Here is a 13123-nt window from a genome sequence, read left to right as displayed (position 1 = left end):
CACTTCCATGCAACTCGTCATCGGCAACAAGAACTACTCCTCCTGGTCCATGCGTCCCTGGGTACTGCTGACGCATTTCGGCATCCCCTTCCAGGAGCAGATGCTGTACTTCGACCACTTCCAGCCCGGCTCGCAATTCAGCGCCAGCGCCGCCCAGCACAGCCCCACCGCGCGCGTGCCGGTGCTGGTGGAGGACGACGGCTTCAGCACCTGGGACAGCCTGGCGATCGCCGAGCGCGTGGCCGACCTGTTCCCGCAGCACCCGGTGTGGCCACGCGAAGCCAGGGCTCGCGCCCGCGCCCGCACCCTGGCCGCCACCATGCACAGCGGCTTCGGTGATCTGCGCCGCCTGTGCCCGATGAACATCGAGGCCGACCTGCGCGCCGTGGGCGAGCGCCTGCTGACCGAGCACCCCACCCTGCGCGCCGACCTGCAGCGCCTGCAGGCCCTGTGGGAACCCGAGCTTCAGGCCCGCGGCGGGCCCTGGCTGATGGGCGCCGAGTTCGGCGCCGTGGACGCCTACTTCGCCCCGGTGGCGATGCGCGTCACCCGCTACGGCCTGCCGCTGGGCGAGCGCTGCATGGCCTATGTGCGGGCGCTGGAAGCCCACGCGGCCGTGCAGGCCTGGGTGGCCGGCGCGCTGGCTGAGCAGCGCTTTGTGCCGGACGACGAGCCCTACCGCAGCGCGCCGGGCGAGGCGCCGCGCTGATGCAGATCTACGAAGTGGGCGGCGCCGTGCGCGACGCCTTGCTGGGCCGGCCGGTGAGCGACCACGACTGGGTGGTGGTGGGCGCCACGCCCGAGCAGATGGTGGCGGCCGGCTTCGAGCCGGTGGGCAAGGACTTTCCGGTCTTCCTGCACCCGCGCACGCACGAGGAGCACGCGCTGGCGCGCACCGAGCGCAAGAGCGGGCGCGGCTACAAGGGCTTCGAGGTCTACGCCGCGCCCGAGGTCACGCTGGAAGAAGACCTGGCGCGCCGCGACCTGACCATCAACGCCATCGCCCGCGCGCCCGACGGCCGCCTGATCGACCCCTACGGCGGCCAGCGCGACATCGAGCAGCGCGTGCTGCGCCATGTCAGCCCGGCCTTTGCCGAGGACCCGGTGCGCATCCTGCGCCTGGCGCGCTTTGCCGCCCGCTTCGGCGATTTCACCGTGGCGCCGGAAACCCTGGACCTGTGCCGCCAGATGGTGGCCGAGGGCGAGGCCGACCACCTGGTGCCCGAACGCGTGTGGCAGGAGATCGCCCGTGGCCTGATGGAGGCCCACCCGGTGCGCCTGCTGCAGGTGCTGCGCGACTGTGGCGCGCTGGCGCGCATCGCCCCCGAGCTGGAGGCGCTGTGGGGCGTGCCGCAGCCGGCCGCCCACCACCCCGAGGTGGACACCGGCGCCCACATCGAGCTGGTGCTGAACCAGTGCGTGGCGATGCAGGCGCCGCTGCCCGTGCGCTTCGCGGCGCTCACCCACGACCTGGGCAAGGCCCTCACCCCCGCTGAGGAGCTGCCGCGCCACCGCGGTCACGACCATGGCGGGCTGGCCCCGCTGGCGGCGCTGTGCGCGCGCTGGAAGGTGCCGAATGACGCCCGCGAGCTGGCCGGGCTGGCCTGCGCTCAGCACATCCATGTGCACCAGAGCGGCGGCTTCGAGGCCGCGGCCGTGCAACGCCTGCTGCAGCGCTGCGACGCCCTACGCCGGCCCGAGCGCTTTGCGCAGCTGATGCAGGTCTGCGAGGTCGATGCGCGCGGCCGCCTCGGCCTGGAAGGCCGTGCCTACCCGCAGGCCGAACGCCTGCTGGCCGCGCTGGCCGCGGCGCAGGCGGTGGACAGCGCGGCCATTTCCGCCCCGCTGCTGGCAGCGGGCAAGCGCGGCGAGCTGATCGGCCAGGCCATCGAACAGGCCCGCCGTGCGGCCATCGCCGCTACCCTTGCACCTTCTCCGGGAGACTGAACCACCATGCGCGCCAACACCATCCTCGACACCATCGGCAACACCCCCCATGTGCGCATCCAGCGCCTGTTCGGCCAGCACGCCGAGGTCTGGATCAAATGCGAGCGCGCCAACCCGGGTGGCTCCATCAAGGACCGCATCGCGCTCGCCATGGTCGAGGCGGCCGAGCGCAGCGGCGCGCTGCGGCCGGGCGGCACCATCATCGAACCCACCTCGGGCAACACCGGCGTCGGCCTGGCCATGGTGGCGGCCGTGAAGGGCTACCAGTTGGTGCTGGTGATGCCCGACAGCATGAGCATCGAGCGCCGCCGCCTGATGTTGGCCTACGGCGCCCGCTTTGAGCTCACCCCGCGCGAGAAGGGCATGAAGGGGGCCATCGCCCGCGCCCAGGAGCTGATTGCCGAGACCCCGGGCAGCTGGATGCCGCAGCAGTTCGAGAACCCGGCCAATGTGGACATCCACGTCCACACCACCGCCGAGGAAATTGCCGCCGACTTCCCCGACGGCCTGGACGCGCTGATCACCGGCGTGGGCACCGGCGGCCACCTGAGCGGCTGCGCACGGGTGCTGAAAAAGCGCTGGCCGCAGCTGCAGGTCTTTGCGGTGGAGCCCGCAGCCAGCCCCGTCATCAGCGGCGGCCAGCCTGCGCCCCACCCCATCCAGGGCATCGGCGCCGGCTTCATTCCGCTGAACCTGGACACCCGGCTGCTGGATGGCGTGATCGCCGTGGACGCCGAGGCCGCGCGCGAGATGGCGCGCCGCTGCGCGCGCGAAGAGGGCATGCTGGTGGGCATCAGCAGCGGCGCCACCCTGCGCGCCATCGAACAGCAACTGCCCAAGCTCAAGCCCGGCGCCCGCGTGCTGGGCTTCAACTACGACACCGGGGAGCGCTATCTGTCGGTCGAAGGTTTCTTGCCCACCTGATCGCAGGCCGCTCACCCCATGAGCTTCGCGAACCCCTTCATCAACGCGCTGCTGGCATCGGTACTCGGCCTCTTTGTGTTTCTGTTCTGGACTTGGGACTCGGACCCCCTGGGCCGAAGAGGCTGGCTGATATTTGTGGTGGTCTCCTGTGCGCTGCTGGGCTTCTACTTCGGAGAGCCCTTCGTGCGCCTGCTGATGCAGATTGCCTGAGGTCTCTGAATGAAACCCATCGACGCCCCCGCCGGCGGCCGCGGCGCCGTCCAGGCGAGCCTGGATGCCTTCAGCCAGCAAGGCATCCCGCTCAAGGTGGTGCGCAGCTTCCTGAAGGCCAACAAGCCCGAGGGCTTCGACTGCCCCGGCTGTGCCTTCCCGGACCGCCCCGGCAGCTTCGGCCCCGACTCCTGCGAGCAGGGCCAGAAGGCCATCGCCTGGGAGATGACGCCGCTGAAGGCCGACGCCGCCTTCTTCGGTCGCCACACCCTGGCCGAGCTGCGCCAGTGGAAGGAACGCGACATCGAGGCCGCCGGTCGCCTGACCGAGCCGCTGCTCTACAACCCGGTGACGGACCGCTACGAGCCCATCGCCTGGGCCGATGCCTTGCAGCTGGCGGCCCAAACCCTGCGCGGCCTGGAGCCCACGCGCGTGAGCTTCTACACCTCGGGGCGCGCCAGCAACGAGGCCGCCTTCCTGTGGCAACTGCTGGCGCGCGCCTATGGCTCGGCCAATCTGCCCGATTCCAGCAACCTCTGCCACGAGCCCTCGGGCCTGGCGCTCAAAGCGCAGATCGGCGTGGGCAAGGGCACGGCGCAGCTGAGCGACTTCGAACAGGCCGACTGCATCCTCGTCATCGGCCAGAACCCCGCCACCAACCACCCGCGCCTCATGGGCACCCTGCACGCCGCCAGCAAGCGGGGCGCCACGGTGCTGGCGTTGAACCCGCTGGTGGAGCGCGGCTTCGTCAATTTCGCCGACCCCAAGGACGTGGGCGAGATGCTGACGAACCGCGGCCATCGCGTCGCCAAGACGGTCTACACCGTCAAGCCGGGGGGCGACCTGGCCGCGCTCAAGGGCGTGATGAAGCGCTGGGTGGAGCTGGAGGCGCAGGGCCGCAGCATCTTCGAGCTGCCCTTCATCCAGCAGCATTGCGAAGGCTTCGAGGCCCTGCTGGCCGATCTGCGCGGCGAGGACTGGGGCCGCATCGAACGCGAAAGCGGCCTGCCGCGCGAGGCCCTGCACGAGCTGGCCGAGGAGCTGGCGCAGAGCCGCGCCACCCTGGTGACCTGGTGCATGGGCCTGACGCACCACGAGCACGCCATCGCCACCATCCAGATGGTGGCCAACTTGCAGCTGCTGCGCGGCATGCTGGGCCGGCCCGGTGCGGGCCTGGTGCCCGTGCGCGGCCACAGCAATGTGCAGGGCGACCGCACCATGGGCTGCACCTTTGCCGTGCCGCCGCGCTGGCTGGCCAACCAGGAGGCCGAGTTCCCCGGCCTGCAGCTGAACCACGACAGCGGCCTGGACGCGCTGGGCACCGCCGAGGCCCTGCTGCGCGGCGAGCTGCAAGGCCTGCTGAGCCTGGGCGGCAACTTTGCGGTGGCCGGCGCCGACGCCCCGCAGGTGCTAGCCGCGCTCTCCAAGACCCCCTTCACCCTGCACATCGCCACCAAGCCCAACCGCACGCACCTGCACCCCGGGCGCGTGGGCCTGCTGCTGCCCTGCCTGAGCCGCACCGACGCCGACCACACCGGCGGGCTCGAGCAGCGCGTGTCGGTGGAGGATTCGATGAGCATGGTGCACGCCTCACGCGGCATCCAGGCGCCGCTGTCCGATCAGATGCGCAGCGAGCCCGCCATCGTGGCCCAGCTTGGCCACGCGCTGCTGCACGACGGCTCGGTGCCCTGGCTGGAGCTGATCGAGGACTACGACCGCATCCGCGAACACATCGAACACTGCCAACGCGGCGTGTTCGATGGCTTCGAGGAGTTCAACCACAAACTGCTCCAACCCGGCGGCTTCTGGCTGCCCAACCCCGCCGCGCGGCGCGAATGGCGCACCGCCAGCGGCAAGGCGCAGCTGGTGGCCCACGCCATCCCCGAAGACGGCCCGCTGGCGCGCGCCCGCGCCCGGTTGCCCGCCGCCGAGCAGGACCAGGTGCTGGGCCTGATGACGGTGCGCAGCCACGACCAGTTCAACACCACCGTCTACGGCCAGGACGACCGCTACCGTAATGTCTTCGGCACGCGCGAAGTGGTGTTCCTCAGCCCCGCCGAGCTGCGGCGCCTGGGCCTGCGCGAAGGTGAGCGGGTGGACGTGGAAGGCCTGCCCATCGACGACGGCCAGACGCGCTGGTTGCGCGGCTTTGGAGTGCGCGCGCTCGAAATGGCGAACGGCTGCTGCGCCGCCTACTTCCCCGAGGCCACGCCGCTGGTGCCGACCGGGCTGGTGGCCAAGGGGGCACGCACGCCGGCAGCCAAGGCCTTGGCGGTGCGCCTGCACCGCTGCGCTTGAGTCAGGGAAGGCGGGCGCTCAGCGCTCGATCACCGCAAACGCTGAGTGCGCGTGGATGGACTCGAAGTTCTCCACCTCGACGCGGTAGCGGCCGATGCGTGCGTCGGCGTTGAGCCGCAGAGCCACCTCGCGCACCAGGTCTTCCACGAAGCGCGGATTTTCGTAGGCGCGCTCGGTCACCCACTTCTCATCGGCGCGCTTGAGCAGCGGCCAGAGCTCGGAGCTGGCACTCTCTTCAGCAAAGCGCACCTGCTCGGCGAAAGGTAGGGGCTGCAGCAGCTCGGCACGGATGGTGACCAGCGAGCGCTGGTTGTGGGCACCGTAGTCGCTGATTTCCTTCGAGCAGGGGCAGAGCGACTTCACCGGCACGGTCACTTCCTGCCAGGTGCTGGTGTGGCCACTGGCGTCGGTCTCGACCACCCAGCGCGCCTGGTGGTCCAGCCGGCTCTCGATGCCCGAGACCGGTGCGCGCTTCTTGATGAAGAGGGTGAAAGCGACCTCGATGCGCCCGGCCTGCGCGCCCAGCAGCTGCAGCATCTGCAGATGGCGCTCGCGCAGCGCGGCGGCGTCCAGCGCCTGCTCGGCGCCGGCCTCCAGCCAGGCGACGAAGCGCGACATGTGCGTGCCCTTCTTCTCGGCCGGCAGGGCCACGTCCAAGCTCCACTCGCCCACGCTGCCCTGCAGCTGCGCACCGAGCTTGAGCGTCAGCGGAAAGCGCACGCGCTTGACCCCGACCTGCTGGATCGCCAGATGGCGCTCGTCGCGCTCGCTCTGGGTGTCGGGGATGTGCGTGGTGTGGGCGGTCGGACTCATCGGGACTTCGTTCGGGTCAAGGCGCGCAGCTTCGCACGCCTTGAAATCCCGCAGCGTCAGAAAGCTTGAGCGCTGCGTTCAATCAATCATTCAGGCATTCAGGCGCCGTTGACCGCGCGCAGCGTGGGCTGGCCCAGGCGGGCACGGATGCTGCGCTCGATGCCCGCGGCGTCCAGCCCGCATTGCGCCATCAGCAAGGCCGGATCGCCATGCTCGATGAAGGTGTCGGGCAGGCCGAGCTGCAGCACCGGCACGCTCAGGCCGATGGCGTTCAGGTGTTCGAGCACGGCCGAGCCGGCACCGCCCATCACGCAGGCGTCTTCCAGGGTGACGAGCAGCCGATGGCTGCGTGCCAGACGCTCCACCAGCGCGCCATCCAGCGGCTTGACGAAGCGCATGTTCGCCACCGTGGCATCCAGGCCCTCGGCGGCCTGCAGCGCCGGGTAGAGCAAGGTACCGAAGGCGAGGATGGCGACGCCGCCCTGGCCTTCGCGGCGCAGCTCGCCCGTTCCCCAGGGCAGCACGGAGAGATCCTTGCCCGGGTCGGCACCGCAACCGGCGCCGCGCGGGTAGCGCACCGTGGCCGGGCCAGGGTGCTGGTAGGCGGTGCTGAGCAGCTGGCGGCACTCGCGCTCATCGGCCGGCGTCAGCACCGCCATGTTCGGGATGCAGCGCGTGAAGGCGATGTCGTAGTTGCCGGCATGGGTGGCGCCGTCGGCCCCCACCAGACCGGCGCGGTCCAGCGCGAAGGTCACGTCCAGGTTCTGCAACGCCACGTCGTGGATCAGCTGGTCGTAGGCGCGCTGCAGGAAGGTGGAGTAGATCGCCAGCACCGGCTTCAGGCCCTCGCAAGCCAGACCGGCGGCAAAGGTGGCGGCGTGCTGCTCGGCGATGCCGACGTCGTAGTAGCGCGTCGGGAAGCGCTTGTGGAACTCCACCATGCCCGAGCCCTCGCGCATCGCGGGGGTGATGCCGACCAGCTTCTGGTCGGCCTCGGCCTGGTCGCACAGCCACTCGCCGAACACCTGGGTGAAGCTCTTCTTGGCCGGCTTGGTGGAGGGCTGGATGCCCTGCAGCGGGTCGAAGGGCGTGGGGCCGTGGTACTTCACCGGGTCGGCCTCGGCCAGCTTGTAGCCCTGGCCCTTCTTGGTGATGACGTGCAGGAACTGCGGGCCGCGCTTGTGCTTGAGGTTCTCCAGCGTGGGGATCAGCGCGTCCAGGTCGTGCCCATCGATCGGGCCGACGTAGTTGAAGCCGAACTCCTCGAAGATGGTGCCGGGCACGAACATGCCCTTGGTGTGCTCCTCGAAGCGACGCGCGAACTCGTACAGCGGCGTGTTCTTCAGCACCGACTTGGCGCCCTCGCGCACCTCGCCGTACAGGCTGCCGCTCATCAGGCGCGTCAGGTACTTGTTCAGCGCGCCCACCGGCGGGCTGATCGACATGTCGTTGTCGTTGAGGATGACGAGCAGATCGCCCATCAGCCCACCATGCGCCACGCCGGCGTTGTTCAGGGCCTCGAAGGCCATGCCGGCGGTCATCGCACCGTCGCCGATCACGGCAATTGCGCGGCGCTCCTCGCCCTTGAGTTTGGCGGCCATGGCCATGCCGTGCGCGGCCGAAATGCTGGTTGACGAATGCGCGGTGCCGAAGGTGTCGTACTCGCTCTCGTCGCGGCGCGGGAAGCCCGAGAGGCCACCGAACTGGCGCAGCGTGTGCATGCGGTCGCGCCGGCCGGTGAGGATCTTGTGCGGGTAGGTCTGGTGGCCGACATCCCAGACGATGCGGTCGCGCGGGGTGTCGAACACCGTGTGCAGCGCGATCGTCAGCTCCACCGTGCCCAGATTGCTGGAGAAGTGGCCGCCGGTCTTGGAGACCGAGTCGACGACGTACTGGCGCAGTTCACCGGCCAGGCGGTGCAGTTCCGCGCGGCTGAGCTTCTTCAGGTCGGCTGGGCTGTTGATCTGGTTCAGCAGGCTATCGCTCATCTCAACACTCTCTTGCAACGACCTGGAAGGCCAGTTCGCGCAGGCGCTGGCTGCGCAGGCGCGGGGCGGATTCGAGGGCAGCCAGCGCCTCGTCGCGCAGGTGCGTGGCGTAGCGGCGCGAGGCCTCCAGGCCCAGCACGCTCACATAGGTCGGCTTGTTCGCTTCCTGATCCTTGCCGGCGGTTTTGCCCAGCGTGGCGGAGTCCTGGGTCACGTCCAGGATGTCGTCCACCACCTGGAAAGCCAGGCCGATGTCGGCGCCGTAGGTCAGCAGGGCCTGGTGCTCGGCCGCGCTGGGGTTGCCACAGGCCGCGCCCATCATCACGCTGGCCTGCAGCAGCAGGCCGGTCTTGCGGCGGTGCATGTCGCGCAGCTGGGACTCGTTCAACGGCTGGCCGATGGCGGCCAGATCGATCGCCTGGCCGCCGGCCATGCCGGCGTGACCGGAGGCGCGCGCCAGCAATGCGCACAAACGGGCCTGCAGCGCGAGATCCAGGCCGCTGTCGGGGGTCAGCACCTCGAAGGCCAGGGCCTGCATGGCGTCGCCGGCCAGCATCGCCTGGGCCTCGCCGAAGGCCACGTGCACGGTGGGTTTGCCTCGGCGCAGCACGTCGTTGTCCATGCAGGGCATGTCGTCGTGCACCAGGGAGTAGGCGTGGATCAATTCCACTGCGATGGCGGCGCGCTCGGCGGCGGCGGTTTCGCCCTGCACGGCCTCGCAGGCGGCCAGGGCCAGCAGCGGGCGCAGGCGCTTGCCGCCTTCCAGCACCGCGTAGCGCATGGCCTCGCCCAGGCCCGCCGGCGCTTCCAGCGGCACCCAGGCGTCCAGCAGGGTCTCGCAGCGTTGGCGCTGGGCCGCGGCCCAGGCGTCGAATTGCAGATCGCTCATGCGGAGCCGTCCTCCCAGGCCTTCAGCGTGCCTTCGTCCAGCAGCTTTACTTGTTGTTCCACGCTCTGCAGGCGCTCACGGCAGAAACCCAGCAGCTCGGCCCCGCGCTGGTAGCCGCTGAGCAGCTGCTCCAGCGGCAAGGCGCCGCCTTCCATGGCGCCGACCAATTGCTCCAGCTCGGCCAGCGCGGCATCAAAGCTTGCGGGAACAGGGGGTTTCGCGCTTTTGGGCATGGCCGGCGACAGAAAAAGGGGCGCGATTGTAGGCGGCCACCCCCCAGGAGAACCCCAGATCCCCCGCTTAGGGAGGGTCATCAAAGCCCGCCCACGGCGGGTGGGTTTTCACGGAGGATGGCTAGAATCCGACCCCCCTCGCGCGCCGTGCGCCAGGGTTCGCAAGCCCGGTGTCGCCGGGCTTTTGTACGTCGAAGGACCGCCACCCATTCAAGGCGGCCCGAACGACGGGTGTCTTGGAGACCCTTGGATCATGTCGGATCTGAGCTTGGCCATCGGGGCGCTGAAAAGCGGTCACACCACGCAGCTCCCCGTTTCTGCTTATTTCGATCAGGCGCTCTACGAGCGCGAGCAGGAGCGCATCATCCGACCTGGCCCCCGCTACATCGGGCACCAGCTCGCGGTGCCCGAGGTGGGCGATTACCTGGCCCTGGCCCAGGAAGGCGAAGGCCGCGCGCTGGTGCGCGGGCATGAGGGCGTGCAGCTCATTTCCAACATCTGCCGCCACCGCCAGGCGGTGATGCTGAAGGGCCGCGGCAACAGCGGCAGCAACATCGTCTGCCCCCTGCACCGCTGGACCTACGGCCTGCAGGGCGAGCTGATCGGCGCGCCGCATTTCCCCGAAGACCCCTGCCTGCACCTGAACCGCTGGAACCTGCGCGAGTGGAACGGCCTGCTGTTCGAGGACAACGGCCGCGACATCACCGTCGACCTGGCCGGCCTGCAGGTGGCCCAGGATCTGGACTTCAGCGGCTATGTGCTCGACAAGGTGCAGGTGCACGAGTGCAACTACAACTGGAAGACCTTCATCGAGGTCTATCTGGAGGACTACCACGTCGGCCCCTTCCACCCCGGCCTGGGGCAGTTCGTCACCTGTGACGACCTGGCCTGGCAATGGGGCAAGGAGTTCTCGGTGCAGACGGTGGGCGTCAAGGGCGCGCTCGACAAGCCCGGCTCCAAGGTCTACCGCCGCTGGCACGACGCCCTGATGAAGTTCCGCGAGGGCCAGCCGCCCAAGCAGGGCGCCATCTGGCTGACCTACTACCCGACCCTGATGGTCGAGTGGTATCCGCATGTGCTGGTGGTTTCCAACCTCTATCCGCAGGGGCCGAACAAGACGCTCAACGTCGTCGAGTTCTTCTACCCGGAAGAGATCGCCGCCTTCGAGCGCGAGTTCGTCGAAGCCCAGCAGGCCGCCTACATGGAAACCTGCATCGAGGACGACGAGATCGGCGAGCGCATGGATGCCGGGCGCCGCGCGCTGATGGAGCGCGGCGACAACGAGGTCGGCCCTTACCAGAGCCCGATGGAAGACGGCATGAAGCACTTCCACCAGTGGTACCGCCAGAAAATGGCGCTTTGAAAGCAACGCCCGGTCCGCCGGGCGTTTTTCATTCCCCATGCCCGCACCCTTCCTGATGCTCGGCGCCGCCCTGCTGTTCAGCCTGATGGGCCTGTGCGTCAAGCTCGCCAGCAGCCAGTACAGCCCGAGCGAGATCCTGCTGGTTCGCAGCCTGGTGGGCGTAGCCCTGCTGCTGGGGCTGGCACGCTGGCGCGGCGTGGCGCTGGGCACGCGCCTGCCCTGGATGCATGTCTGGCGCGGCGTCATCGGCGTGGCGGCGCTGCTGCTGTGGTTCTGGGCCATCGCCGGCCTGCCGCTGGCCACGGCGATGACGCTGAACCAGATGAGCGCGATCTGGATGGCCTTGTTCCTGCTGGGCGGCGCCATCCTGCTCGGCGGCAAAAGCCTGGACCCGCGCCTCATCGTGGCCGTGCTGGTGGGCTTCATCGGCGTGGCCCTGGTGCTGCAGCCCACCTTCGCGCGCGACCAGCTGCCCTGGGGCCTGGCCGGCCTGGCCTCGGGGATGCTCGCGGCCATGGCTTATCTGCAGGTCACCGCCCTGGGGCGCGCGGGCGAACCGGAGATCCGCGTGGTCTTCTACTTCTCGCTCGCCGGCGTCGTCGCTGCCGGCCTGCTCTCGCTCTTCACGCCGGCACCGCCGCGGCCGCAGGGTCACAGCCTGGTCGGCATGGGCTTGCTGCTGGCCGTGGGGGTCAGCGCCACCCTGGCCCAGGTGCTGATGACGGCCGCCTATGCGCGCGGCAAGGTGCTGGCCAATGCCAGCCTGAACTACAGCGGCATCGTGTTCTCAGCCCTGCTGGGCTGGCTGGTGTTCGACGAGGCGCCGGGCTGGCTGGCGCTGCTGGGCATGCTGCTCATCGTCGGCGCCGGCCTCACGGCCACCCTGCTGCGCAGCCACCAGGCCAAGGATCTCCCATCGGACGCCCACAATGAATGACATGCTGATCTCCGCCCCCGACCTGCAGCGTGACCTGCAGGGCCCCAATCCGCCGCTGCTGTTCGACTGCCGCTTCGAGCTCGGCAACCCGCAGGCCGGCCGTGCCGCCTACGCGCAGGGCCATCTGCCCGGCGCGCATTACCTGCATCTGGACGAAGACCTGAGCGCCCCGCTGCACGACGCCGCCGGGCGCTTCCGTGGCCGCCACCCGCTGCCCACGCGCGAGGAGTTCGCCGCCCGGTTGGCGGCGCGCGGCTGGCAGCAGGGCCGCGCGGTGGTCGCGTATGACGGCAGCGGGGGCATGTTTGCCGTGCGCCTGTGGTGGATGCTGCGCTGGCTGGGCGAGACCTCCGTGCGCCTGCTGGATGGCGGCTTCGGCGCCTGGCCGGCCGCGGGCCTGGCGCTACAGACCGACACCCCGGCCTGCAGCGCGCTGCGCCCGCCGGCCCAGTTGCCGGCGCCCGGCATGACCACCATCGACGCCGCCGGCCTGCTGGCCCAACTGGGCCGCCAGCTCCTGGTGGATGCTCGCGCCCCCGAGCGCTACCGCGGCGAAGTCGAACCCCTGGACCGCCAGGCCGGCCACATTCCCGGCGCCCTGAACCGCCCCTTTGCCCTCAACCTGCAGCCCGATGGCCGCTTCAAGCCGGCGGCGCAGCTGCGCGCCGAATGGCAGGCCCTGCTGGGCGAAGCACCGGGCGAGGTGCTGCACCAGTGCGGCTCGGGCGTCACCGCCTGCCACAACCTCTTCAGCCAGGCCCTGGCCGGCCTGGGCGAGGGCCGGCTCTACCCGGGCTCCTGGAGCGAATGGTGCGCCGACCCCGCGCGCCCGCTGGCACGCTATTGAGTCAACGACGGGCCGCTCCCGAGTTGACTCACCCCCCCTCGGGGGGGCGGCGACGGGCGCCAGCCGGTCGCCTGGGGGCATCCTTGACGAAGCGCAAGGCCCGCCCCCGGGCCGGCCGGCAGACTGCCGGGGTCTTCAACGGGAGCCTCGCATGTACGCCCGCATCCTCGTCACCACCGATGGGTCCGACATCACCGCCACCGCCGTGGCCCAGGCGGTCGAACTGGCCCAGAAGCTCGGCAGCCAGCTGTACGCGCTGACCGTCACCGAGCCCTACCCCTACAGCCCGCTGGCCGAGACCCAGCCCATCAGCCCCCAGGAACACCTGGACGCCGAGTTGCGCGTGGCCAACGCCCGCCTGCTGGCGGTGCAGAACGCCGCCAGCGCCGCCGGCGTGCGCTGCGAGGCCAGCAGCGTGGAAGGTACGCAGCCCTGGCGTGCCATCGTCGACCACGCCGAGCGCATCAAGGCCGATCTGCTCGTCATGGCCAGCCACGGCCGCCGCGGCGTCTCGGCCCTGCTGCTGGGCAGCGAGACCCAGAAGGTGCTGACGCACAGCAAGATCCCCGTGCTGGTGGTGCGTTGAAACCCTGGCTTGCACAGCGAAGGCTGGCCCTTCGCGCAGGGCTGCACTAGAGTCCGCTCACCCCCGTCCCAGCGGGGGCGGGAGGATG

Annotated in this window: 13 protein-coding genes; 9 read left to right on the top strand and 4 right to left on the bottom strand. The window is 70.0% G+C overall.

The window, feature by feature from the left end:
* The first annotated feature begins 7 nt into the window (after positions 1-7).
* From I7X39_RS15110 to I7X39_RS15090, 5 genes are read left to right on the top strand one after another with little or no spacing between them, the layout of a single operon-like run.
* Positions 8-709 (top strand): glutathione S-transferase family protein, encoded by a 702-nt coding sequence (locus I7X39_RS15110; protein WP_198111986.1) that lies wholly within the window; start codon positions 8-10, stop codon positions 707-709.
* Positions 709-1947 (top strand): multifunctional CCA addition/repair protein, encoded by a 1239-nt coding sequence (locus I7X39_RS15105; RefSeq protein WP_198111985.1) that lies wholly within the window; start codon positions 709-711, stop codon positions 1945-1947. Before I7X39_RS15110 ends, I7X39_RS15105 begins: the two co-directional genes overlap by 1 nt.
* A gap of 6 nt (positions 1948-1953) precedes the next feature.
* A complete protein-coding gene (cysK, locus tag I7X39_RS15100) occupies positions 1954-2871 on the top strand; it encodes a cysteine synthase A (protein ID WP_198111984.1) in 918 nt (305 codons plus the stop codon).
* An 18-nt stretch (positions 2872-2889) separates the two neighbouring features.
* On the top strand, positions 2890-3081 hold the full coding sequence (locus I7X39_RS15095; RefSeq protein ID WP_198111983.1) for a hypothetical protein: 192 nt from the start codon (positions 2890-2892) through the stop codon (positions 3079-3081).
* Between the two features lie 9 nt (positions 3082-3090).
* Positions 3091-5379 (top strand): FdhF/YdeP family oxidoreductase, encoded by a 2289-nt coding sequence (locus I7X39_RS15090; RefSeq protein WP_198111982.1) that lies wholly within the window; start codon positions 3091-3093, stop codon positions 5377-5379.
* An 18-nt stretch (positions 5380-5397) separates the two neighbouring features.
* On the opposite strand, the gene folE2 is transcribed toward I7X39_RS15090, so the two are convergent.
* The 4 genes from folE2 to I7X39_RS15070 all read right to left on the bottom strand — a co-directional run bounded on the left by folE2 (position 5398) and on the right by I7X39_RS15070 (position 9302).
* Entirely contained in the window at positions 5398-6192 is a 795-nt protein-coding gene (gene folE2, locus I7X39_RS15085) for a GTP cyclohydrolase FolE2 (protein ID WP_198111981.1), read from the bottom strand.
* Between the two features lie 98 nt (positions 6193-6290).
* On the bottom strand, positions 6291-8180 hold the full coding sequence (dxs, locus tag I7X39_RS15080; protein WP_198111980.1) for a 1-deoxy-D-xylulose-5-phosphate synthase: 1890 nt from the start codon (positions 8178-8180) through the stop codon (positions 6291-6293).
* Position 8181: 1 nt separating this feature from the next.
* Complete coding sequence (locus I7X39_RS15075) at positions 8182-9069, bottom strand: polyprenyl synthetase family protein (protein ID WP_198111979.1); 888 nt, start codon at positions 9067-9069, stop codon at positions 8182-8184.
* Positions 9066-9302, bottom strand: coding sequence for an exodeoxyribonuclease VII small subunit (locus I7X39_RS15070; protein ID WP_198111978.1), 237 nt, complete (start codon positions 9300-9302; stop codon positions 9066-9068). The genes I7X39_RS15075 and I7X39_RS15070 overlap by 4 nt, the downstream gene beginning before the upstream one ends.
* A gap of 253 nt (positions 9303-9555) precedes the next feature.
* On the opposite strand from I7X39_RS15070, the gene I7X39_RS15065 reads away from it, so the two are divergent.
* From I7X39_RS15065 to I7X39_RS15050, 4 genes are all read left to right on the top strand, one after another.
* Positions 9556-10665 carry an aromatic ring-hydroxylating oxygenase subunit alpha gene (locus I7X39_RS15065; RefSeq protein ID WP_198111977.1) on the top strand — a complete coding sequence of 370 codons (1110 nt, stop codon included), beginning with the start codon at positions 9556-9558 and terminating at the stop codon, positions 10663-10665.
* A gap of 37 nt (positions 10666-10702) precedes the next feature.
* Positions 10703-11602 (top strand): DMT family transporter, encoded by a 900-nt coding sequence (locus I7X39_RS15060; RefSeq protein ID WP_198111976.1) that lies wholly within the window; start codon positions 10703-10705, stop codon positions 11600-11602.
* A gap of 1 nt (position 11603) precedes the next feature.
* Positions 11604-12449 (top strand): sulfurtransferase, encoded by an 846-nt coding sequence (locus tag I7X39_RS15055; protein WP_232351977.1) that lies wholly within the window; start codon positions 11604-11606, stop codon positions 12447-12449.
* 151 nt (positions 12450-12600) lie between these two features.
* On the top strand, positions 12601-13035 hold the full coding sequence (locus I7X39_RS15050) for a universal stress protein (RefSeq protein WP_198111974.1): 435 nt from the start codon (positions 12601-12603) through the stop codon (positions 13033-13035).
* The last annotated feature ends 88 nt before the right edge of the window (positions 13036-13123 follow it).

Source organism: Inhella proteolytica (assembly GCF_016093275.1).
Classification (GTDB): Bacteria; Pseudomonadota; Gammaproteobacteria; order Burkholderiales; family Burkholderiaceae_C; genus Inhella; species Inhella proteolytica.
This window is presented reverse-complemented; position numbering and strand designations above follow the sequence as displayed.